At 69.4% G+C, this 22,197-nt stretch carries 25 protein-coding genes; 18 read left to right on the top strand and 7 right to left on the bottom strand.

The annotated features are described in order from the left end of the window. Positions 1–28 precede the first annotated feature (28 nt). Both ACRDPS_RS11420 and kstD read right to left on the bottom strand, forming a co-directional pair. Positions 29–958: a MaoC/PaaZ C-terminal domain-containing protein gene (locus ACRDPS_RS11420; RefSeq protein WP_431501755.1), complete on the bottom strand. Its 930-nt coding sequence runs from the start codon at positions 956–958 to the stop codon at positions 29–31. Further along, a complete protein-coding gene (kstD, locus tag ACRDPS_RS11415) occupies positions 958–2,706 on the bottom strand; it encodes a 3-oxosteroid 1-dehydrogenase (protein ID WP_431501754.1) in 1,749 nt (582 codons plus the stop codon). The genes ACRDPS_RS11420 and kstD overlap by 1 nt, the downstream gene beginning before the upstream one ends. Positions 2,707–2,889: 183 nt before the next feature. Between kstD and hsaA the strand changes: the two genes are divergently transcribed. The 4 genes from hsaA to ACRDPS_RS11395 are packed head-to-tail and all read left to right on the top strand — an operon-like array spanning position 2,890 to position 6,520. Beyond that, a complete protein-coding gene (gene hsaA / locus ACRDPS_RS11410; RefSeq protein ID WP_431501753.1) occupies positions 2,890–4,083 on the top strand; it encodes a 3-hydroxy-9,10-secoandrosta-1,3,5(10)-triene-9,17-dione monooxygenase oxygenase subunit in 1,194 nt (397 codons plus the stop codon). After that, entirely contained in the window at positions 4,083–5,012 is a 930-nt protein-coding gene (hsaD, locus tag ACRDPS_RS11405) for a 4,5:9,10-diseco-3-hydroxy-5,9,17-trioxoandrosta-1(10),2-diene-4-oate hydrolase (RefSeq protein WP_431501752.1), read from the top strand. The genes hsaA and hsaD overlap by 1 nt, the downstream gene beginning before the upstream one ends. Next, positions 5,009–5,908, top strand: a complete 900-nt coding sequence (gene hsaC, locus ACRDPS_RS11400) for an iron-dependent extradiol dioxygenase HsaC (protein ID WP_431501751.1) — start codon at positions 5,009–5,011, stop codon at positions 5,906–5,908. The genes hsaD and hsaC overlap by 4 nt, the downstream gene beginning before the upstream one ends. Positions 5,909–5,938: 30 nt before the next feature. Beyond that, on the top strand, positions 5,939–6,520 hold the full coding sequence (locus ACRDPS_RS11395) for a flavin reductase family protein (protein ID WP_431501750.1): 582 nt from the start codon (positions 5,939–5,941) through the stop codon (positions 6,518–6,520). Between the two features lie 7 nt (positions 6,521–6,527). Here the strand turns inward: ACRDPS_RS11395 and ACRDPS_RS11390 are convergent, their stop codons facing one another. From ACRDPS_RS11390 to ACRDPS_RS11380, 3 genes are read right to left on the bottom strand one after another with little or no spacing between them, the layout of a single operon-like run. Then, positions 6,528–6,818: a hypothetical protein gene (locus ACRDPS_RS11390; RefSeq protein WP_431501749.1), complete on the bottom strand. Its 291-nt coding sequence runs from the start codon at positions 6,816–6,818 to the stop codon at positions 6,528–6,530. Between the two features lie 19 nt (positions 6,819–6,837). Beyond that, positions 6,838–7,248: an RpiB/LacA/LacB family sugar-phosphate isomerase gene (locus tag ACRDPS_RS11385; protein ID WP_431501748.1), complete on the bottom strand. Its 411-nt coding sequence runs from the start codon at positions 7,246–7,248 to the stop codon at positions 6,838–6,840. 35 nt (positions 7,249–7,283) lie between these two features. Further along, a complete protein-coding gene (locus ACRDPS_RS11380) occupies positions 7,284–7,736 on the bottom strand; it encodes a nuclear transport factor 2 family protein (RefSeq protein ID WP_431501747.1) in 453 nt (150 codons plus the stop codon). Between the two features lie 131 nt (positions 7,737–7,867). Here ACRDPS_RS11380 and ACRDPS_RS11375 point away from each other — a divergent pair, with 131 nt between their 5' ends. Then, the gene (locus ACRDPS_RS11375; protein WP_431501767.1) at positions 7,868–8,695 is read left to right on the top strand and encodes an alpha/beta hydrolase; all 828 of its coding nucleotides are present in this window, start codon (positions 7,868–7,870) and stop codon (positions 8,693–8,695) included. Between the two features lie 26 nt (positions 8,696–8,721). Here the strand turns inward: ACRDPS_RS11375 and ACRDPS_RS11370 are convergent, their stop codons facing one another. Next, positions 8,722–9,561: an LLM class F420-dependent oxidoreductase gene (locus ACRDPS_RS11370; protein ID WP_431501746.1), complete on the bottom strand. Its 840-nt coding sequence runs from the start codon at positions 9,559–9,561 to the stop codon at positions 8,722–8,724. A gap of 137 nt (positions 9,562–9,698) precedes the next feature. Between ACRDPS_RS11370 and ACRDPS_RS11365 the strand changes: the two genes are divergently transcribed. From ACRDPS_RS11365 to ACRDPS_RS11305, 13 genes are all read left to right on the top strand, one after another. After that, positions 9,699–10,490, top strand: a complete 792-nt coding sequence (locus ACRDPS_RS11365) for an enoyl-CoA hydratase/isomerase family protein (RefSeq protein WP_431501745.1) — start codon at positions 9,699–9,701, stop codon at positions 10,488–10,490. A 54-nt stretch (positions 10,491–10,544) separates the two neighbouring features. Then, positions 10,545–11,111, top strand: coding sequence for a TetR/AcrR family transcriptional regulator (locus tag ACRDPS_RS11360; RefSeq protein WP_431501744.1), 567 nt, complete (start codon positions 10,545–10,547; stop codon positions 11,109–11,111). Positions 11,112–11,144: 33 nt separating this feature from the next. Further along, complete coding sequence (locus ACRDPS_RS11355) at positions 11,145–12,371, top strand: cytochrome P450 (RefSeq protein WP_431501743.1); 1,227 nt, start codon at positions 11,145–11,147, stop codon at positions 12,369–12,371. Beyond that, positions 12,368–13,147, top strand: coding sequence for an SDR family oxidoreductase (locus ACRDPS_RS11350; protein WP_431501742.1), 780 nt, complete (start codon positions 12,368–12,370; stop codon positions 13,145–13,147). The genes ACRDPS_RS11355 and ACRDPS_RS11350 overlap by 4 nt, the downstream gene beginning before the upstream one ends. Beyond that, positions 13,144–14,529, top strand: a complete 1,386-nt coding sequence (locus ACRDPS_RS11345; protein WP_431501741.1) for a cytochrome P450 — start codon at positions 13,144–13,146, stop codon at positions 14,527–14,529. The genes ACRDPS_RS11350 and ACRDPS_RS11345 overlap by 4 nt, the downstream gene beginning before the upstream one ends. Continuing rightward, positions 14,526–14,750: a ferredoxin gene (locus tag ACRDPS_RS11340; protein ID WP_431501740.1), complete on the top strand. Its 225-nt coding sequence runs from the start codon at positions 14,526–14,528 to the stop codon at positions 14,748–14,750. The genes ACRDPS_RS11345 and ACRDPS_RS11340 overlap by 4 nt, the downstream gene beginning before the upstream one ends. Then, on the top strand, positions 14,751–15,458 hold the full coding sequence (locus tag ACRDPS_RS11335) for a hypothetical protein (RefSeq protein ID WP_431501739.1): 708 nt from the start codon (positions 14,751–14,753) through the stop codon (positions 15,456–15,458). Beyond that, the gene (locus tag ACRDPS_RS11330; RefSeq protein WP_431501738.1) at positions 15,455–16,936 is read left to right on the top strand and encodes an aldehyde dehydrogenase; all 1,482 of its coding nucleotides are present in this window, start codon (positions 15,455–15,457) and stop codon (positions 16,934–16,936) included. The genes ACRDPS_RS11335 and ACRDPS_RS11330 overlap by 4 nt, the downstream gene beginning before the upstream one ends. A 265-nt stretch (positions 16,937–17,201) precedes the next feature. After that, the gene (locus ACRDPS_RS11325; RefSeq protein ID WP_431501737.1) at positions 17,202–17,948 is read left to right on the top strand and encodes an SDR family oxidoreductase; all 747 of its coding nucleotides are present in this window, start codon (positions 17,202–17,204) and stop codon (positions 17,946–17,948) included. Continuing rightward, the gene (locus tag ACRDPS_RS11320) at positions 17,926–18,846 is read left to right on the top strand and encodes an NAD(P)-dependent oxidoreductase (protein ID WP_431501736.1); all 921 of its coding nucleotides are present in this window, start codon (positions 17,926–17,928) and stop codon (positions 18,844–18,846) included. Before ACRDPS_RS11325 ends, ACRDPS_RS11320 begins: the two co-directional genes overlap by 23 nt. 17 nt (positions 18,847–18,863) lie before the next feature. Next, on the top strand, positions 18,864–19,301 hold the full coding sequence (locus ACRDPS_RS11315) for a carboxymuconolactone decarboxylase family protein (protein WP_431501735.1): 438 nt from the start codon (positions 18,864–18,866) through the stop codon (positions 19,299–19,301). After that, positions 19,298–20,911 (top strand): FAD-dependent oxidoreductase, encoded by a 1,614-nt coding sequence (locus ACRDPS_RS11310; RefSeq protein WP_431501734.1) that lies wholly within the window; start codon positions 19,298–19,300, stop codon positions 20,909–20,911. Before ACRDPS_RS11315 ends, ACRDPS_RS11310 begins: the two co-directional genes overlap by 4 nt. A 63-nt stretch (positions 20,912–20,974) precedes the next feature. Next, on the top strand, positions 20,975–21,400 hold the full coding sequence (locus ACRDPS_RS11305; RefSeq protein WP_431501733.1) for a nitroreductase/quinone reductase family protein: 426 nt from the start codon (positions 20,975–20,977) through the stop codon (positions 21,398–21,400). Between the two features lie 6 nt (positions 21,401–21,406). Here ACRDPS_RS11305 and ACRDPS_RS11300 read toward each other — a convergent pair whose 3' ends face one another. After that, positions 21,407–22,114 carry a class I SAM-dependent methyltransferase gene (locus ACRDPS_RS11300; RefSeq protein WP_431501732.1) on the bottom strand — a complete coding sequence of 236 codons (708 nt, stop codon included), beginning with the start codon at positions 22,112–22,114 and terminating at the stop codon, positions 21,407–21,409. Between the last annotated feature and the right edge of the window lie 83 nt (positions 22,115–22,197).

The following is a 22,197-nucleotide window of genomic DNA, read 5'->3' as shown; positions in this document are numbered from 1 at the left end:
TAGGGCGAGTAGTCCTACGAACAGCGTGTTACAGCTCGCGCGGCTCATCGCACCTCCTCGCTTCGGTCGCCTCCAGGTAGCAGTCGGCGAGGACCGGGGCGCCGTCGCGAGCTTCGTCGGCCGACGAGATCGTGGCTCTGATCAGGATCTTCCCGGCTTCTTGACCAGTTTCGTCCCAGGCCTCGATCGAGATCGTCTCGCCAGGGAAGACGATCCCGGCGAACCGGGCACCGAACCCGGCGACCCGGGTCGCGTCCCCGTCCAGGAGGAGGGCGGTCGCCTCGCGCAGCACGATGCCGTAGGAGCACAGCCCGTGCAGGATCGGCTTGGGAAAGCCGGCCTGCGCGGCGAACTCCGGGTCGGCGTGCAGCGGGTTGCGGTCACCGCACAGCCGGTAGAGCAGCGCCTGCTGCTCCGTGACGTCGTACGCAGCCACAGCATCGGGCGCGCGGTCGGGAACCGGCAGCGACGTCGACGGCCCGCGCTCGCCCCCGAAGCCGCCCTCCCCGCGTACGAAGATCGAGCTCCGGACCGTCCACAGGGGGTCGCCGGACGGGGTCGTGGCGACACCCTCCTGGACGATGACGGCGGCCTTGCCCTTGTCCCAGACCTCCACGATCCCGGTCGAGACGACGGCGTCGCCAGAGGTGGGGATCGGGCCGTCGACGTGGATCTCCTGGGAGCCGTGGAGCACCGAGGCGAGGTCGATGTCGCAGCCCGGCAGGTCGAGAGAGGGCGGCTCGGTGACGTGGAAGGTCGGCGCCACGACGCCGAAGGACGGCAGCACCGTGAGCGCCTCGGAATCCAGGGTGTAGCGAAGAGCGGCGGGGTCGGTCGCGTCGCCTGGCCGGGAGCCGGCGCCGATGCCGAGGTGGTAGAGGAGCACGTCGGACGAGCTCCACGAGAACGACTGGGACGGCAGCGAGGCGCCGATCGCCTTGGCGGGATCGATGGGCATCAGTTCCCCTTCTCGTTGGTTGGCACGGACTCGTCGTCGAGCTCTTTGAGGGAGGTGGCGCAGTCCTCGGCGGCGAGATAGCCGAAGACGAGAGCCGGTCCGATGGTGGCGCCGGGGCCGGCGTAGGTGCGGCCCATGACCGCCGAGGAGACGTTGCCGGCGGCGTAGAGGCCCTCGATGACGGAGCCGCCGGGCCGCAGGACGCGGGCTCGCTTGTCGGTGACCAGCCCACCCTTGGTGCCGAGGTCGCCGGGGGCCATCTTGACCGCGTAGAAGGGCGCCTGGTCGATGACGTTGAGCGAGCAGTTCGGCTTGACGGTCGGGTCGGAGTAGTACTTGTCGTAGGTCGACTCGCCCCGATGGAAGTCCTCGTCGACACCGGACTCGGCGAACCCGTTGAAACGCGTCAGCGTCTCGCGCAGACCGTCCGCGGGCACCTCGATCTTCTCGGCGAGCGCCTCGACCGAGGAGGCCTTCACGACCACCCCGCTCTTGAGCCAGCGGCCCGGGAACGGCTGGCCGGGCCCGAGGCCGGCGAAGATGTAGCGGCTGCGGTAGCGCTGGTCGAAGACCAGCCAGGCCGGGACGTGCGAGACACCCGTCCGTTCGCCCTTGTAGATCTCGTGGACGGCCTCGACGTAGGGGAGCGCCTCGTTCATGAAGCGCTTGCCCGCGCTGTTGACGATGATCGAGCCCGGCAGGTTGCGCTCGGCGAGCGCGAACCACGGCCGACCCGGGAACGGGATCGTCGGACCCCACCACGACTCGTCCATCAGGTCGGTGTCCGCGCCGGCGGCGATCCCGGCGAGGATCCCGCCGCCGGTGTTCGTGGCGGCGCCGGTGGTCCACTCGACCGAGGTCGGCGCGGGCAGGTACTTCTCCCGCATCTCCAGGTTGCGCTCGAACCCACCCGAGCCCAGGATCACCCCGCGGCGCGCCTGGATCACCTCGGTCGGACCGTCCTCGCCGCGGCGTACCTCGACGCCGACGACCCGGCCGCCCTCGGTGACCAGGCCGACGAGCTCGGTCTCGTAGCGGATCGGGACGCCGACGTCGTGCAGCCCCTTGCGCAGTCCGATGGCGAGCGCCGCGCCCATGGCGTACATCTTCTTTCCGAGCAGACCGGCGAGGATCCTCGCCACCGCGATCTTGACCATCGTGATGGGGCCCTTGAGGGTGCGCATCCCGAGGCTGATCTTGCGGAAGTCGGCCTGGGTGACGACCATGTTGGCCGGCGACTTCGTATAGGGCGGGTGCAGCCGCTTCAGCTCCTCGCCGATCACCCGCGCATCGAGCGGGACCGGTTCGACCGAGCGTCCGGCGCCGCGGCCTCCGGGCGCCTCGGGGTGGTAGTCGGCGTAGTCCGGAACCCATCTGAAGCGGGTCGGTGTGGACCCGGTGACGAAGGAGAGCACCTCGGGGCCGCGTGCGAGGAAGGTCTCGCGGCGCTCGGCCGGCACGACATCGCCCACGATCGACTCCAGGTAGAGGCTGGCCGCCTCGGGGGTGTCCTTCTGGTGCGCCGCCTCGAGGGCATGGTTGCCCGGGATCCAGACACCGCCGCCGGATCGGGAGGTCGATCCGCCGAAGTAGGCGCTCTTCTCGATGATGACGGTCTCGAGCCCGTGGCGGCGGGCGGCCGCGAGCGCGGCGGTCATCCCGGCACCACCGGCTCCTACGACGACGACGTCGTAGGTCTGGTCGCCGCCGGGCGCTTCGCTCCCCGGCTGCTCCGCATCGTCGCTCATTCCCATGGTGCTCCCTCAACCTCGTTGTCCCAGAACTGAAACACGTTCTACCATAGACGAATGTGAGTGAAACATGCCCGAGGACTCGACAAAACTGAAACGTGTTCTAGTATTGGTTCATAGGCAGCGTCCGATGCGCGCCGCCCGAGAACATCTGGGGACACCATGCAGGAAGGCAGAGCGGTGAGCGAAGTGACACAGCGCGCCCACAAGGACACACAGGCCGTCAAGGACGGGGTGCAGGACCTGCTGCCCACCATCCGCGAACGCGCCGAGGAGACCGAACGCCTTCGGGTGGTGCCCGAGTCGAGCGTCAAGGAGCTGGAGGAGGTCGGCTTCTTCAAGCTGCTGCAGCCGGCCCGTTTCGGCGGTCTGGAGGCCGACCCCGTCGACTTCTACACCTGCGTACGCGACATCGCCTCGGCCTGCGGCTCGACCGGCTGGGTCTCGAGCGTCCTGGGCGTGCACCCCTGGCAGATCGCGCTCTTCGACGACGAGGCGCAGCAGGCGGTGTGGGGCGAGGACCCCGACACCAGGGTCTCCTCGTCCTACGCCCCGGTGGGTAAGGCGGCGCTCACCGAGGGCGGCTTCAACCTCTCCGGTCGTTGGTCGTTCTCCTCGGGCTGCGCGCACGCCAGCTGGGTGCTGCTCGGCGGCCTCGTCTTCAACGACGAGGGTCAGGTGGTCGACTTCCGTACGTTCCTGGTGCCGCGCGAGCGCTACGAGATCGTCGACGTGTGGAACGTCGTCGGTCTGGCCGGCACCGGCTCCAACGACATCGTGGTCGAGGACGTCTTCGTCCCGGAGACCTTCACGCTCTCGATGGCCGAGACCGGGCGCTGCAAGGGGCCAGGTCAGGCGGTCAACACCAGCGACCTCTACAAGCTGCAGTTCCACTCGCTGTTCACCACCACGATCACCACACCGATCATCGGGATGGCCCGGGGCGCGTACGACGAGCACGTGACCATGCAGCAGAACCGGGTGCGCGCCTCCTACGGGGAGAAGGCGTCGTTGGACCCGTTCGCCGCGGTGCGTGTGGCGACGGCCTCCTCCGACATCGACGCCGCCTGGGCGCTGCTGATGAGCAACATCCGCGAGCAGCAGGCCCTGGTCGCGAACGGCGAGAAGATCCCGATCACCCAGCGGCTCCGGATCCGCCGCGACCAGGTCCTCGGCACCCAGCGGGCGATCGACGCGATCGACCTTCTCTTCGAGGCCTCCGGCGGCCGGGCTCTGGCCAACGGCACCCCGCTGCAGCGGGCGTGGCGCGACGCCCACGCGGGACGTGTCCACGCCGCCAACGACCCCGAGCGGGCGCTGCAGATGTACGGCGCCTCCGAGTTCGGGCACAAGGTCGACCCGGGGATGTACTGATGGCTCTCGCCAAGGACGACGTCGCCCACGACGTCACGATCAAGACCGAGGCGGCCGGCGAGATCTCGCTGCGCTACTACGACTTGGCGTTCAGCCAGGCGCGAGTCGAAGCTGACCAGCACCCCCTGGTGATGCTTCACGGCGGGGGTCCCGGGGCCTCGTCGTGGTCCAACTTCGGCTCGGCGCTGGAGGGCTTCGCAGCCGACTTCCGCACGATCCTGGTCGACCAGCCGGGCTTCGGCGCCTCCGACAAGCCGGAGGTGGTGGGCAACTACTACCGCTTCGCCGGCGACGCGGTGATCGCGCTCCTCGACAAGCTGGGCATCGAGAAGGTGCACCTGCTGGGCAACTCGCTCGGAGGCGGGACGGCGATGCGGATCGCGCTGACCTATCCCGACCGGGTGGGCCGGCTGGTGCTGATGGGGCCGGGCGGGCTCTCGCTCAACCTGTTCCACGCCGACCCCACCGAGGGCGTACAACGCCTGATGGACTTCTCCGGCGACCCCACTCGTGAGTCGCTGAGGGCGTTCATCTCGACCATGGTCGTCAACCAGAAGCTGGTCACCGACGAGCTGGTCGAGCAGCGGTTCGCCGACGCGACCGCACCCGGTGCGCGTGAGGCGATGGCTTCGATGGGCTGGTCGTTCTACAACCCCGAGACGGCCGAGGACGGCATGCTGTGGCGCGAGGCGCACCGGCTGCGTCATCACACGTTGCTCACCTGGGGACGCGAGGACCGGGTCAACCCGCTCGACGGCGCGTTCCCCGCTCTGAAGCTGATCCCCAAGGCGCAGCTGCATGTCTTTCCGCGCTGTGGGCACTGGGCACAGATCGAGGCGGCCGACGAGTTCCGCGAGGTCGCGGTCACGTTTCTGAAAAGGCACAGCCTGAAGGGGCACCGCGAACGTACTCCCAAGGAGAAGTCATGACGATCGACATCAAGTCCATGGGCTACGTACGCGTCACCAGCACCGACCTGGAGGCGTGGCGTACGTTCGCGGAGAAGGTCCTCGGGCTGGTGACCGCCAAGGGCCCGAATCCGGAGCATCTCTACTACCGCATCGACGAGGTCTCGGCGCGGCTCGTGATCGAGCCCGGCGAGGTCGACCAGCTCGGCTGTGTGGGCTGGGAGGTCGCCGATCACACCGCGCTGGCCCAGGCGCGCGAGCACCTGGAGAAGTCCGGCGTTCAGGTCGAGGAGGGCACGCCCGAGGAGCTCGCTGAGCGCCGCGTGCAGGAGATGCTCCGCTTCCGCGACCCCTTCGACAACGTCTTCGAGCTCTTCCACGGCATCACCTACGAGCGCCGCCCGGCGGTCTCGACGTACGGCCACACCTTCGTCACCGGTGATCAGGGGATGGGCCATGTGGTGATCCCGGTCAGCGACGACGTCGAGGCCCTGGAGTTCTACCGGGACACGCTCGGGTTCCGGCTACGTGACTCGATGAGCATGCCCGGCGAGTTCGCCGGCAAGGAGCCCGGCACGAAGATCTGGCTGCGGTTCCTCGGGATCAACCCGCGTCACCACTCGCTGGCGTTCCTGCCGTTCCCCAACGACTCCAAGTGCGTCCACATCATGCTCGAGGTCGACAAGCTCGACGACGTCGGCCGGGCGCTGGAGCGGGTCAAGAAGCACGGCGCCAAGCTTTCCGCGACGCTCGGGCGTCACATGAACGACGAGATGGTCTCCTTCTACGTGAAGTCGCCGGGCGGTTTCGACATCGAGTTCGGCACCGAGGGACTGCAGGTCGACGACCACAGGTGGGTCGCGCGGGAGTCCACTGCGGTCTCCTACTGGGGCCACGACTTCGGCGTAGGCCAGTGATCGGGTATGCGTATAGAGGTGCCAGACGGAATGTCTCCCGATGCCGCTGAGAGCTGGCCGCATCCGGAGCTGATCGAGTCCTTCCATGGTCGCTTCGACTTCGAGGCGCCACCGTCGCCTCCGGAGACCCCTGCCGACGCCGAGGCGGACGCGCTGTTCCGTACGGTGCTGGGCCGGTTCGCCTCAGGAGTGACCGTGATCTCCGCCCAGACCGCGGACGGACCGGTCGGGATGACCTGTCAGTCGTTCTCCTCGGTGTCGCTGCGGCCACCGCTGATCCTGTTCGCGCCGACCAAGTCCTCGCGCGCCTGGGCCCGGATCCGTCGCGCCGGACACTTCTCGGTCAACATCTTGGCCGCGGGCCAGGAGGCGGTCTCCAACCAGTTCGCCTCGCGCGCCGCGGACAAGTACGCCGACATCGCCTGGACCCCCTCGGCCCACCACGGCGACCCGCACCTCGATGGCGCCGTCGGCTACCTCGACTGTGCCGTCCACGCGGTCCACGAGGAGGGCGACCACTACCTCGTCGTCGGCCGCGTCCTCGGGCTCGAGGAGGGCTCCGCCTCCGAGCCGCTGCTCTTCTTCAGGAGCGACTACCGCGAGCTGGGTTGACGCTTCCTCAACCGTCGATGCCGCTGTTTGCCGCCCACAGCTGCCCCGCGCGGGCGGCGGCCGTGTTCACCAGGTCCACGATCTCGGGCCGGTCGGGGACCGGGAAGGAGACGTACGCCCCGCGGCCTCCCGCCGTCGGCCGTCCGTAGGCCTTCGCGGCGAGCCTGCCGTCGGGCAGCAGCCGTACGTTGAGGGTCATCAGTGTGAACTCCTCCTCGCGGCGTACGTCGGTCCAGCGGAGCTCGGTGGGGATGTTGACGTTGATCGCGAGGGCGCTGACCTCTGGTGCATCGCTCATGAGCCGAGTCTGCCAGGCCTCAGAACTGGTTGAGCCGGTCGATCGCCGCTGCCTCGTCGGGGTCGGTCCCGGTCTCGTCGAGGAACGCGTGGGTCACCTCGACGGCGACGTCGGGGGAGAGGCGCTTGAGGCTCATCGCGAGCACGTTGGCGTCGTTCCACAGCCGTGCGCCGCGGGCGATCCAGGGCTCCCACGCGAGGGCGGCGCGTACGCCAGGGATCTTGTTGGCGGCGATCGCCGTGCCGGTGCCGGTCCAGCACATCACCACGCCTACCTCGGCGCGGCCTTCGACGACCGCCTTGCCGACCCCGGCGCCTAGGTCGGGCCAGGAATCGTCGGCCAGGACCTCGACCTCACCGCGCTGCCGCAGGGCCGCGAGCACGGCTCGGGTGGTCTCGTTCTCGTCGTCGGCACCGAACACGATTCGCATGCTGTCGAACCTAGCCGGTTCCCGGCGTGCGCGTCTCAGGCGTGGGTGGCCGGTCCGCCGGGCCCGGTGAAGCGTGCGCTGGGGAGATCCTTCAGGCTGGTCGTGAGCTCCCAGGTGCGCTGGTAGCCGGTGTGGGCGATGCGCCAGCCCTGGGACGTACGGACGTAGTGGTCCTCGTAGAAGGCGGCACCCTCGAGGGCGAAGTCGAAGGCCGGGGCGAAGACCTTGTCGTAGAGATACCAGCGCCCCGTGGCCCGGTCTCCGTCGACCGCGATCTCGGGATGGTGGAGGTGGTGCATCGTGATGATCTCGGCGGCCAGGTTGGTGCGCATGTAGTCGACCAGTTCCTTCGGCGAGGCGAAGGAGAGACCGGCGTAGTCGGCGGTGGCGTCGTCGCTGAAGCAGGTCGCGAACTCGTCCCACTGCTTGGTGTCGAGGAGGCGTACGTAGCGGTACTTGAGCTGCTCGATCTCGCTGATGTCTCCCATCCCTCGATCATAGTAGAACGTGTTCTATGTGGGGTGGTCTAGGCGCCAGCTGTGGCGTGACGTTCGGCCGTCGGTCGGCCGAAGGTCATGACGGGATCGTCGTCCGGGGGCAGGATCGCGGTGTGGACGGGATGCTCGAGCTCCGCCGGCGGAGGGCACGGCTGCTGGCGAACCGCTACCTGACCTGGGTCTTCGGTTCGGACGATCCTGGGGTCGAGGTGCGCGAGGCGTGGGCGGGGGAGGTCCGGCTCCGTGTCCACCTCCCGCGAGCCCGCACGGACTCGGCGCGACCGATCGTGCTCGCCTTCCACGGCGGCGGGTGGTGCTGGGGATCGCCCGAACAGTCCCGCTGGATGACCGGGCGGATCGCCGCCCGCACGGGCGCCGTGGTGGTCGCTCCCGCCTACCGGCTCGCGCCGGAGCACCCGTATCCGGCCGCCGTCGAGGACTGCTGGGCCGTGCTGCGATGGGCCGTGGCGAACGCCGATGGCCTCGGCGCCGACGCCGACCGGATCGCGGTGCTGGGTGACAGCGCCGGGGGTACGTTGGCGGCGGCCGTCGCTCTGCGTGCACGCGACGAGGGCGGGCCGCGGCTCCGCGCCCAGGTCCTCGTCTACCCGCTCGTCGACCTCGTCGACCTGCGTGGCCCGGGGCTCGGCGGAGTCGTGGAGACCTACCTCGGCGGCGACGACTCGCTTGCCCGGGAGTGGCCGGCCTCGCCGTTGCGAGCCGCCTCCCATGTGGGCCTGCCGCCCGCCCTGGTCCTCACGGCGCGGTTCGACCCGCTGCGCCCGCAGGCCGAGCGCTACGCCGCGGCGCTGCGTACGGCTGGGGTGGAGGTCGCCGTGCACTGCCCGGTGACGGCGACCCATGCCTATCTCACCCTGCCGGGCATCTCGCCGGCCTCGCGAGGTGGCCTGGACCGGATCGTCGCCTTCCTGCGGACGCAGTTGGGCTGATCAGCCTGCGTGAGCGGCTCGCCTGATCAGCCGAGCTCGAGCCGTCCGGCGAGCTTGTCGAGATAGGTGAGCACGGCATCCGGCTCGGAGTCGGGAACGCCCCAGATCAGCTCGTCGGCGACCGCCCACTCGATGAGGTCCTCCGGCGTCGGCCGCTTGGCGACCAGCACCCGCACCTCGGGCTTGCCCTCGCGCCCGGCCGACTCCCACTCGTCCTGCAGCGTCTTCACCTTGTCGCCGATGCCGTCCTCGGTCGGGGTCGACATCCAGCCCTCGGCGTTCCGGGCGATCCAGCGCAGCGTCTTGGGGCCGCCGCCGGCGCCGACGATGGTCGGGATCCGGCCCTGGGGTGGCTTCGGGTAGGCCCAGGACGGACCGAAGTCGACGAACTCCCCACGGTAGGACGCCTCCTCCTCGGTCCACAGCGCCCGCATCGCCTCGAGATACTCCTTCAACGCGGTCCGCTTGCGGTCGCCCGGGATGCCGTGGTCGGCGAGCTCGTCGGTGTTCCAGCCGAAGCCGACGCCCAGCGAGACCCGTCCGCCGGAGAGATGGTCGAGCGTCGCGATCGTCTTGGCGAGCGTGATCGGGTCGGACTCGACCGGCAGCGCGACGGCCGTGGAGAGCCCGATCCTAGAGGTCACCGCGGCGCACGTCCCGAGCGTGACCCAGGGGTCGAGCGTACGCAGGTAGCGGTCGTCGGGGAGCTCGGTGCCGCCGGTGGGGTGCAGGGCGTCACGGCGCACCGGGATATGGGTGTGCTCGGGCACGTAGAACGTGTCGAAACCGCGCTCTTCGGCGGCTGAGGCGAGCTCGGCGGGCGCGATGCCGCGGTCCGAGGTGAACAGAACGATCCCGTGACGCATGGCACAACATTAGAACGTGTTCTAGTCTTTGGGGAAGGGGTCGCCGGAGTTCGAGGCCGGCGGCGATCAGAGGCGACGAGCAGGGAGAAGTGACATGGAAGCCGACCGCATCGTCGTGGCGTGCTGGAGGGGTGGACATGTCCGACCTGCTGCTGAGTGAGGACCGCGACCGCGTCCGTACGCTGACCCTCAACCGCCCGGACCAGCTCAACGCGTTCAACCAGGAGCTCTACGTCGCGCTCGCCGAGGCGCTGCGCGAGGCCGACGAGGACCCTGGCGTCGCCGTCGTACTGCTGACCGGCACCGGGCGAGCCTTCTCCGCGGGCACGGACCTCGTCGAGATGAAGCAGACCGCTGCCGGTGCCGACGATGCCGGTGCGTCACACGGGTTCGTGGGGCTGGTCGACTCGCTGGCCTCGTTCTCGAAGCCACTGGTCGTCGCGGTCAACGGGCTCGGCCTCGGCATCGGGGTCACGCTCATCGGCTTCGCGGACCTGGCGTTCGCCTCGACCGGGGCGAGGTTCAAGACCCCGTTCACCACCCTCGGGGTGGCTCCCGAGGCGGCCTCCAGCTTCCTGATGCCGCGGCTCGTTGGGCGCCAGAACGCCGCCTGGATGCTGTTGTCGGCGGAATGGATCAGTGCCGAGGAGGCGCGCGAGATGGGTCTGGTCTGGCGGGTCACCGGGCCGGACGAGCTGCTCGCGACGGCCCGGAGCCACGCCGCCACCCTTGCCGCGCGCCCGATCAGCAGCCTGGTCGCGGTCAAGGAGACCATGACCGCGCCCCTGCGCCCCGGCATCGCTGCCGCGCGGGAGCTGGAGAACGCCAAGTTCGCCGAGCTGATGGGTGCTCCGGCGAACGTCGAGGCACTGGTGGCCTTCGCCGAGGGGCGAGAGCCCGACTTCGCCAGCCTTCCGCCCGGTGCCTGAAACGTGTTCCAGAAAGTCCTTGCGAGAAGATAGAACACGTTCTAAGTTGGACACATGTCCAGTCAGACGTACGACACGAGCCGCTGCGGTCGCGACGGCCGCCAGGCGCGTACGGTCGACAGGCTTCTGGCCGCCGGCGCGGAAGAGCTGCGGGCCGTCGGACACGAGGCCCTGACGGTCCGCGGCGTGGCGCTGCGCGCCGGAGTCTCCTCGGCGACCGCCTACACCTACCTCGCCTCCAGGAACCACCTCTTCGTGGAGCTCTTCTGGCGACACCTCGCCGAGACACCGGCGGTCGATGCCCCCGGGTCCCGTGCGGAGCGGGTGCAGGCGGCCGTACGCGGACTGACGACCCGGATCGCACAGGAGCCGGCGCTCGCGGCGGCGGTCACGCCGGCGCTGCTGGGCAGCGACTCCGGTGTCGAGCGGCTGCGGCTGCGGATCGGCGCGGAGTTCGCGGCGCGGTTCGACTCGGCGCTGGGGGAGGGGGCTGAGGACGCCGTACGTGAAGCCCTGCTGCTCGCCTTCTCCGGAGCGCTGCTGCAGGCGGGGATGGGCCTGATGACCTACGACGAGATGGCCGACCGGCTCGCGCCGGTCGTCGCAGTGATCGTCGGATGATGCGATGTATCGAGCCTGTCGAGATGGAGTGAGATGACCAGCACCACCACCGAGATCTTCGATCCCTACGACTACGACTTCCACGAGGACCCTTACCCGGTTTACGCGCGGCTGCGGGAGGAGGCGCCGCTCTACCGCAACGCCTCCGACGACTTTTGGGCGCTCTCGCGCCATGCGGACGTGCACGCCGCGATGAAGAACGACTCCGCCTTCTCCAACCGGATGGGCGTCTCGCTCGACGCGAGCGCCTGGAACCAGGACGCCCACCGGGTGATGTCGTTCCTGGCGCTGGACGGGAAGGAGCAGACCAGGCTGCGCAAGCTGGTCTCGGCCGGCTTCACGCCTCGCCGGGTCCGCGAGCTCGCCCCTGGGGTGCAGGCGCTGACCGACCGATACCTCGACGGCCTGCTCGCCGTGAACGAGGACAGGGGGGAGGCCGACTGGATCGCCGAGCTCGCCGGGAAGCTTCCGATGGACGTCATCTCGCAGATGATCGGCGTCGCCGACGCGGACCGCGACGAGGTGCGGCGGCTGGCAGACCTGATGGTGCATCGGGAGGACGGCGTCCGCGACGTGCCCGAGGCCGGGATGGCGGCCGCGCTGGAGCTGATCGGCTACTACACGACGATGGTCGCCGAGCGACGGAAGCGCCCGAACGACGACCTCACCTCGGCTCTCATCCAGGCCGAGGTCGACGGCGACCGTCTCCGGGACCACGAGATCATCGCGTTCCTGATCCTGATGGTCGTGGCCGGCAACGAGACCACCACCAAGCTGCTCGGCAACGCACTCCTCCATCTCGGTGCGAACCCGTCCCAGATGAAGGACGTGTTCACCGGAACCGACCTCGTCGGGTCATGGATCGAGGAGACGCTGCGCCACGACACCTCGACCCAGATGTTGGCTCGCTGTGTCGCCGACGACATCGAGCTGCACGGCCAGATCGTCCCGGCCGGTGCCAAGCTGCTCGTCCTGATCGGCTCGGCCAACCGGGACGAGCGGGTCTTCACCGCGCCCACCGTCTTCGACGTCCACCGCTCACCCGAGGAGCTCGCGAAGAGCATGAGCTTCGGCGTCGGCCGCCACTTCTGCCTCGGCGCCAACCTCGCCCGGCTCGAGTCCCGGGTTGTGCTGGAGGAGCTGGTGCGGCGTACGTCCGGGTTCGAGGTCCACGCCGACCGCGCCGTCCGCGTGCATTCCACGAGCGTGCGCGGGTTCGCCGAGCTGCCCGTCACGTTCACCAGGAGGGCCGGACGATGAGCAAGTACGCACAGCCGGACCGACGCCCGGCGGTGATCACCGGCGCTTCCTCCGGGATCGGCGCGGAGACCGCGAAGGCGTTGGCGACGGCCGGTTTCCCGGTCGCGCTCGGCGCCCGGCGACTCGACCGGGTCGAGGAGATCGCGGCCGCGATCCGCGCCGACGGGGGAGAGGCGGTCGCGCACCCGCTCGACGTGACCTCGGACGAGTCCGTCGCCGAGTTCGCGGCGAAGGCGACCGCGGACCTGGGCGAGATCGAGGTCGTGGTCAGCAACGCCGGCGTCACCCACCCGGGCGCGACCGTCGATGTCCCCACGGAGACCTTCGCCGGCCAGGTCGACATCAACCTGCTCGGCGCGCACCGGATGATCCGTGCCTTCGGCCCGGGGATGGTCGAGAGGCAGCGCGGGGACCTCGTCTTCGTCTCCTCCGACGTGGCCCTGCGGCCGCGACCGTTCATGGGAGCGTACGCAGCCTCCAAATGGGGCCTCGAAGGCATGGTCAACGCACTCCGGATGGAGCTCGAGGGCACCGGTGTCAGGGCATCGATCGTGCGGCCCGGTCCCACCCACTCCGACATCGGCAACGAGTGGCCCGGCGAGCTCGGCGGCTTCGTCCTGGAGCAGTGGGTCAGGTGGGGTCTCGCCCGGCACCCGCACTTCCTCAAGGCCCGGGCGCTGGCCGACGCGATCGCGACGATCGTGACCGCCAGACGCGGGGTCCACATCAGCACCATCGACGTCGACCCCGAAGCGCCTGTGCAGGAGGCACGATGACGATCCCTACCGTCTCCACCGTCCTGGACGACCAGGACCCGAGCGTCCCCGAGATCATCCGCGGCACCGGGCACCTGCCCGAGATGCGGGTCGACCCGATCTCGCTGTTCACCCGGGTGCGCGAGGAGTGCGGCGACCTCGGTCGCTTCCGCCTCGCTGACAAGGATGTCGTCCTGGTCACCGGGGCCGAGGCCAACGAGGCGTTCTTCCGGGCGCCCGACGACGTGCTCGACCAGGCGGCTGCCTATCCGTTCATGACGCCGATCTTCGGCAAGGGCGTCGTATTCGACGCCTCTGCGGAGGAGCGGCAGCAGATGCTGAAGAACCAGGCGCTGCGCGGCGACATGATGCGCGGGCATGCGCAGACGATCAAGGCCGAGATCCGCCGGATGATCGCCGACTGGGGTGAGGAGGGGGAGGTCGACCTGCTCGACTTCTTCGCCGAGCTGACCATCTACACCACCTCGTCGTGCCTGATCGGGAAGCCGTTCCGCGAAGAGCTCGACTCGTCCTTCGCCCGGCACTATCACGAGCTGGAGCACGGGACCGACGCGATCGCCTACGTCGACGCGTACGCGGACATCGAGAGCTTCCGGATGCGCGACGCCGCTCGGGAGAGGCTGGTCGAGCTGGTGCAGGGGATCATCGACAAACGGGTCGCGCGAGCCAAGGCGAACGGGGGCAGCGTCCCGCGCGAGGAGCGCGACCTGCTCGACGTGCTGATCTCGATCGACATGGACACCGACACCATCACCGGGATCTTCATCTCGATGATGTTCGCCGGGCACCACACCTCCTCCGGCACCGCGTCCTGGGCGATGATCGAGCTGCTGCGCAACCCGTCGGTGATGTCTGATGTGGTCGCCGAGCTCGACGAGCTCTACGCCGACGGCAGCGATGTCTCCTTCCAGGCGCTGCGCTCCATCCCGGTGCTCGAGGCGGCGCTGAAGGAGACGCTGCGGCTGCACCCGCCGCTGATCATCTTGATGCGGCTGGTGCGCGAGGACTTCGAGCTGCTCGGCGAGACGATCCCGGCCGGGACTCTGCTCGCTGCCTCGCCACGGGTCTCCAACCGGATCGAGGCCGACTTCCCTAGGCATGCGTCCTTCGATCCGAGCCGCTACATCGACCCGCGTCAGGAGGACATGCAGAACCGCTGGACCTGGATCCCGTTCGGCGCCGGCAAGCACCGCTGCGTCGGCAACGCGTTCGCGATGATGCAGATGAAGGCGATCTTCTCGGTCATCCTGCGCGACTACTCGTTCGAGGCGGCACAGCCGCTGGAGTCGTACGCCGACGACTTCACCAAGATGGTCATCCAGCTCGAGCAGCCGTGCAAGGTCCGCTACCGGCGGCGGCCGCAGCGAGGTGGCTCCTCGTGAGACTCGCCGCTGACCTGGGGCTCTGCCAGGGCCACCAGGAGTGCCTCGTCGAGGCCCCGGAGCTCTTCGCTTTCGACGACGACGGCTACCAGGTCGTCGTACGCATCGCCGAACCGTCCGAGGAGCAGCTTCCCGCCGCGCGTGCGGCCGTGAGGTACTGCCCTGCTTTCGCTCTGACCTTGGTCGAAGCGGAGCCCGAGACAATCAATAGGGAGGACTGAATGGACCGCGCCGAGATCGAGGGGTTCTGGGCCCACTGGCTCGACCTCAACCGGCAGGCGGAGGCCGACCGCGACTGGTCGCCGCTGGCCGACGTGTATGCCGAGGACGCGACGTACGGCTGGATGTACACCCCCGACGAACACTTCATGGCTGTCGGTCGCGAGCAGATCCGCGAGTGGGCGCTCGGCACCGAGATGGCCGGGCTCGAGGGCTGGCACTACGACTACCAGGCGACGGTCATCGACGACATCAACGCGATGGTGATCGGCTTCTGGCGCCAGCGGGCCGGGATCACCGACGACGCGACCGGTGAGGAGTACGAGATCCTCGGGATCGGTGGCTCCTGGTTCGGGGTCGCGTCGCGGCCCGACGGCGACGGGCTGGAGTTCGCCTGGCAGCGGGACTGGTTCGACCTCGGCTCGACCGCGACCACGTTCCTCGACATCGTCAAGGCGAAGAAGGCGCCGCAGGGCCTGCTCGACCGGATGTCGCTGAACGGCATCGAGCAGCCCGGCCACTATCGGCGCGCCGACCTGCCGAGCACCGTCTGGCCCCCGCCGGTCGCCGCAGGCGTCCATGTGACCCAGCAGAAGCCGAGTCGGCTCGTCCTGACCGAATCCGTCGCCGAGCCGGCTCGTTCTGACGAGCCGACTCGACGCGATCTCACGTCAGGACGAGCCGACTCGACGGGGGAGGGGGAGCGATGAGGCGGGTTCCTGGCTGTCCGGTTCCTCAGCAGCTGGTCGACGGGAAGCTCGGCGCGGCCGGCTCCGGTGAGACGTACGCGATCCTCAACCCGGCCACCGGAGCCGAGATCGGGCGCGCTCCCGACTCCACAGAGGAGGACATGGACGCCGCCATCGCCGCCGCACGCAAGGCGTTCGACGAGACCGACTGGTCGACCGACCTGGCGCTGCGGATCCGGTGCCTGCGCCAGCTGCACCAGGCGATCCTGGACAACGCTGACGCGCTGCGCGAGCTGACGACCGCCGAGGCGGGGGCGCCCTCGTTCCTGGTGGCGGGGCCGCAGTTCGACACCCCGGTCGAGACGTTGAGGTGGACGATCGACCTGGCCGAGTCCTACGAGTGGGAACGGGATCTCGGCATCGGAGTCATCATGGGCATCTCCTCGCGGCGTACGGTGCGGCGCGAGGCCGTCGGGGTCGTCGCGGCGATCACGCCGTGGAACTTCCCCAACCAGATCAACCTGGCCAAGATCGGCCCCGCCCTGGCGGCGGGCAACACGGTGATCCTCAAGCCCGCCCCGGACACGCCGTGGTTGGCCGCGGAGCTGGGGCGGCTGGCGGCCCAGCACACCGACATGCCGCCGGGTGTGTTCAACGTCGTCACTCCACGCGACAACCAGGTAGCCGCGAAGCTGGCCGAGGACCCACGGGTCGACCTGGTCTCCTTCACCGGCTCGACGGCCACCGGTCGGGCGATCATGGCGGCCGCGGCGCCCAGCCTGAAGAAGGTCTTTCTCGAGCTCGGCGGCAAGTCCGCCGCGATCGTCCTCGATGACGCCGACGTCGCCTCGGCCGCCTCGATGGCAGCCTTCTCGGTTGCTGTTCACGCCGGGCAGGGCTGTGCTCTGACCACTCGGCTGCTGGTGCCTCGCGCGTCCTATGACGCGGCCGTCGAGGCGGCTGCGGCGACGATGGCCTCTCTCGGCGCGGGCGATCCGGCCGATGCCGGCACGATCTGCGGCCCGGTGATCTCCGCCGTCCAGCGGGACCGGATCCTGGGCTATCTGAGGCTCGCGAAGGAGGAGGGCGGACGGTTCGCCCTAGGCGGCTCCTCAGCGGTCCAGGACGGCGACCTCGCCGCTGGCTTCTGGATCGAACCCACCGTCATCGCCGGCCTCGACAACACCGCCCGCGTGGCCCGCGAGGAGATCTTCGGCCCGGTGCTCACGGTCATCCCGCACGACGGGGACGACGACGCCGTACGCATTGCCAACGACTCGCCCTACGGCCTCTCCGGCTCGGTCGAGTCCGGCTCCCTGGCTCGCGCCAAGTCCGTCGCCGCCCGGATCCGCACCGGCACCATCGGCGTCAACGGCGGCCAGTGGTTCGGCCCCGACGCCCCCTTCGGCGGCTACAAGCACTCCGGCCTCGGCCGGGAGATGGGCGTCGAAGGCTTCGAGGAGTACCTCGAGACAAAACTGATCGCAGAGCCAACATGATGCCGACCCGGCGCAACTGTCCCAAGAAATCCCGTCGAGTCGGCGCAAATGTCCCAGATTTCGATGCCGAGTCGGCGCCACTGTCCCAGGAATTCGCGTCGAGTCGGCGCAACTGCCCCACGGCGCCCGCGGGGGTGGGATGGGGTTGGGACAGACGCGCCGACTCGGCACCGAAATCTGGGGCAGACGCGCCGACTCGACGCCGGATCTTGGGGCAGTTGCGCCGACTCGGCATCAGAAGAGGGTTAGGAGAGAGGGGTAGGGGATGAGGTTCAGGGACAAGGTGATCGTCGTGACGGGGGCGGCGCAGGGGATCGGGGAGGCGTACGCGAAGGGGTTGGCTGCTGAGGGGGCTGCCGTCGTGGTCGCCGATCTGAACGAGGAGAAGGGGGAGCGGGTGGCGAAGGAGATCGAGGCTGCCGGGGGAGCCGCGACGTACGTGGCCTGTGACGTCTCCTCGCATGAGTCGGCGGCGGCGTTGGTGGAGGCGACGACGAGGACGTACGGCGGGATCGACGGGCTCATCAACAACGCCGCGATCTACGGTGACATGGCCTTCGACCTGCTGATCACGGTGGACTGGGACTACTACGAGAGGTTCATGAGCGTGAACCTCAACGGTGCCCTGGTGATGACCCGCGCGGTCTACCCGGCGATGCGGAAGCGGGGCGGCGGGGCGATCGTCAACCAGTCCTCGACCGCCGCTTACCTCTACTCCGGCTTCTACGGCCTGGCCAAGGTTGGCATCAACGGGCTGACCCAGCAGCTCGCCCACGAGCTCGGCGGGATGAACATCCGGGTCAACGCGATCGCGCCGGGGCCGACGGACACGGAGGCGACCCGGACGCAGGCCGGTGATGCGGCCAAGGAGATGACGAAGTCGATGGCGATCAAGCGGCTCGGTACCACCGAGGACATGGTCGGAACCGCGAAGTTCCTGCTCTCCGAGGAGTCGTCGTGGATCTCGGGCCAGATCATCGCCGTCGACGGTGGCGGGACGTTCCGGCTTTGATCACCACACGACCACTGCGGCCACTCGACCGGCGGAGGAACCGGCTGTGACGCGCGCAGGCTTTGTCGGACTCGGCAACATCGGCAGGCCGATGGCGCTGCAGCTTGCCGGCACGGACGGCATCGAGGTGTCGGTCTACGACGTCGTGCCGGAGCCCGTCGAGGAGCTGTGCGCCGCGGGCGCGAAGGCGTCTGCGTCGGTCGCGGAGCTGGCAGCGTCCGTCGAGGTGCTCAGCGTGATGGTGCGCGACGACGATCAGGTGCGCCAGGTCCTCTCCGAGGTCCTGGCGGCCCGCCGGCCAACGGGAGGCCGACTGACCGTCCTGGTGCACTCCACGGTCGCGCCGGACACGCCCGCGGAGCTGGCGGCCATCGCCGAGCCGCACGGGGTGGACGTGCTCGACGCCCCCGTCTCCGGCGGCCCGATGGGAGCCGCCGAAGGCACCCTGGCGATCCTCGTGGGCGGAACCCCTGAGGCGTACGCAGCCGCGGGACCGGTCCTGACCGCGATGGGCTCCAAGGTGGTCCATGCCGGCCCGGTCGGTGCCGGGACCAGGTTCAAGCTGGCCCGCAACCTGCTCCACTTCGCCTCCTTCACCGCCGCCACCGAGGCCCAGCGCCTCGCCGAGGCGGCCGGGCTCGACCTGGTGGTGCTCGGCGACGTCGTACGCCACACCGACGCGATCACCGGAGGCCCGGGCGCGATCATGCACCGCGACACCACCGCGCCGATCGCCCCCGACGACTTCTGGCACGGCGTCTTCGGCCATGTGGTCGCGCTGGGGGAGAAGGATCTCGGCTTCGCGATCGCGCTCGCCGACGAGCTCGGCGTCGAAGTGCCGCTCGCCCGGCTCGCCCTCGACCAATTGGCGCCCGGCCTCGGGCTCCCCAAGGACTGAACAAGGAACACGGAAAGATGAGTACTGGACACATGAGTGAGGGCACCGACAAGTTCGCTGACCTGCCCGAGCAGCGCGCCAAGGGCCTGCGCAAGATGGAGGAGGTCTACGGCTTCGACATGGCCGATGGCGAGGGCGACTTCTTCGGCTACACCGCCGACCACCTCTTCGGTGACATCTGGCAGCGCCCCGGCCTGACCACCCGCGACCGCCGGCTCCTGCTGATCGGCCTGCTCGCCGGCCAGGGGGCCGCCGACGTCCTCGGGATCCAGATCCCCGCGGCGTACGCCAACGGCGAGCTCTCCGAGGAGGAGCTGCGCGAGATCGTGGTCTTCCTGAGTCACTACGCGGGGTGGCCCAACGGTGCCAGGATGAACACGGTCGTCGAGGAGACGATCGGGAAGGCACGGAGGAAAGCTCAGGAGAAGGCTCAGCGGAAGGCGCAACACCCATGACGTACGTGATCACCCAGTCCTGCTGCAACGACACCTCCTGTGTGGACGTCTGCCCGGTCGACTGCATCCACCCGGCGGCCGACGAGCCGGGCTTCGCCGCCGCCGAGATGCTCTACGTCCATCCCGACGAGTGCATCGACTGCGGGGCGTGCGAGGACGCCTGCCCGGTCAACGCGATCTACCCCGACGACGAGGTCCCGGACGTCTTCGCGCCCTACACCGGTATCAACGCCGCGTTCTTCGAGTTCGTCGGCGAGCCGGAGGAGCCCCTTCCCGCGCCCCCGAAGGGCGCCAAGATCACCGGCAGCGGCCCGCTGAAGGTCGCCGTGGTCGGCGCCGGCCCGGCGGGCTGGTACGTCGCCGACGAGCTCGCCACCACCCGCCGATGTGACGTCGAGATCACCGTCATCGACCGGCTCGCGACGCCCTACGGCCTGGTCCGCTACGGCGTCGCGCCCGACCACCTCGACACCAAGGAGGTCGTCTCGGGGTTCGCGAAGACGGCTCGTCACCGCCGGGTGAGCACCCGCTACAACGTCGCGGTCGGGCGAGACGTCACCCACGCCGAGCTCCTCGCCGCCCATCACGCGGTCGTCTACACCACCGGCGCCGGTGAAGGCCGGAGCCTCAGCCTGCCAGGGGAGGACCTGCCGGGCTCGACCTCGGCGGCTGAGCTCGTGGGCTGGTACAACGGCCACCCCGACCGCGCCGAGCTGACCTTCCCGCTCGCCCACGAGCGTGCCGTCGTGATCGGCAACGGCAACGTCGCCCTCGACCTGGCCCGGCTCCTGCTGGCCGACGAGGCCACGCTGACCTCCTCCGACCTGGCCGACTACGCCTTGGCGGAGCTGGCCGCCAGCGGCATCCGCGAGGTCGTCGTCACCGCCCGCCGAGGCGCGGAGCACGCCGCCTTCACCAGCCCGGAGCTCCGGGCCCTCGCCGATGACCCCTCGATCGACGTCCTGGTCGACGAGGCCGATCTGGCCGATCTGCCGAACGAGGAGGACGTGGTCGAGCGCGATGCCGCCACCTTCGCCGCCCTCCAGAAGGCGGCCCTGCTCCGTGACCTGGCCGCCCGGCCGCGTACGGACGCCGCGAAGCGGCTGGTCCTCCGGTTCGGTCTGACACCGGGCGAGATCCTCGGCGACGACTCCGTCTCGGGGATCCGCTTCGCCTCCGGCGAGGAGATCGACGCCGGGCTGGTCGTCCGCGCCACCGGCTACCGCTCGGCCGCCGTCGACGGGGTCCCCGCCGAGGAGGCCACCGGTCGCTTCCCGCACGAGGCCGGCCGGGTGATCGGCGCCGATGCCACCTACACCGCGGGCTGGGCCAAGCGCGGTCCCACCGGCGTGATCGGCACCAACCGGGCCTGCGCCGCCGAGACCGTACGCACCCTCCTCGACGACTACGCCGCCGGATCCCTCGCCGACCCGACCGGCGAGACCCTGGACGCCCTCCTCTCCGAGCGCGGCGTGACCGTCGTCGACCACACCGGCTGGGACACGCTGGACACCCACGAGCGCGAGTCGGGCAAGGAGACCGGCCGGCCGCGGTCGAAGGTCACCGACAAGGCCGAGCAGGTACGCATCGCGGCACTCGCCCGCGTATGACCGCTGTTCGTTGGGAATGTCTGTAAGAGTGGGTGAAAACCGATCCTCGGGGAAAGGCACTCGATGTCAGGCAGCGACTACAAGGACTGGAACCAGTCGATCATCGACGAGTTCCGCGCCAACGACGGCAACGTCACCTCGGTTCCGTTCGGGCGCGGGTTGGTGCTCGTGCACCACACCGGAGCCAAGACGGGCACCGAGCGGGTCTCGCCGGTGGCCAACCTCCGCGAGGACGCGGACACCTGGCTGATCGCCGCGTCGAAGGCGGGCGCGCCCGACAACCCGGCCTGGTATCACAATCTGCTGGCACACCCGGAGACCAAGATCGAGACCCCGGATGACGGGGTGGTCGAGGTGGCCGTGACCGAGCGGACCGGCGACGAGCGCGATGCGGCGTGGGAGAGGTTCAAGCAGATGAGCCCGGGATTCGGCGAGTACGAGGCGAAGACCGACCGGGTCATCCCGGTCCTCGCGCTGCGCCGCCGCTGATCCTCTTCACCCCGTAGCACTTCTGGCCGGCCAGTCGGCAGGTGTCTCGGAGTCCTCGTCCAACCACCCCGCGAAGAGTGCGACCGCGCCCACCACCTCAAGCTCATATCGCGGGAAACGCTTCGCAAGAGCCAGGTCGAGGTCCGCTCTGGTGTCGTCGTCGTTGGAGAAGATGCCCTTGCGGTTGTACAGCGCCATGAGACGCTGTCCGACCCCGGTGTGCAGTTCGGGGTCGCCGAGGATCGTCGTCCCGAACACGACTCCGCCAGGTGCGAGCAGGGGCAGCACGTGGTCGAGTGCGACCGTCTTCGCCGCGATGTCGCCGGGCAGACAGTGCAGGAGGTAGCTCATACCAACTGAGGCGTAGGAGCGGTCCTGAAGCTCGATCGGCGCCAGCGCATCGCCCTGCCGAGTGTCCGGTCGGTATCGGGCGATACGAGCGGCGGCATGCTGGAGCACGGTGAGGTTCGGGTCGAGCAGGGTGATCCCGGGCTCGTGCACCGGGAACCGGCAGCGGTCGAGAAAGTACCCGGTGCCGGGACCGATGTCGAGGTGCGTCCCACCCACGTGCCGGTCGTAGTGGCGGAGTATGTGATCAGCCGGACAGCGCCATATGAAGCTGCTCGACATTCGCAGGACCACGGCGTCGTACGACTTCAGGACCCGCTCTGTATAGACGGCCTGGCCCGCGTGGGCCGGGTTCGAGACATCCATGTTGGTGCTCCATCTCCAAGGTTGATCGTGTCCGGGCCATGGGGTTGACTCGGCCCATGGGTGGAGCATCGTCCGGTCCGCTC

The sequence above is a fragment of the Nocardioides sp. genome (genome assembly GCF_050699375.1).
Taxonomy (GTDB): domain Bacteria; phylum Actinomycetota; class Actinomycetes; order Propionibacteriales; family Nocardioidaceae; genus Nocardioides.
This window is presented reverse-complemented; position numbering and strand designations above follow the sequence as displayed.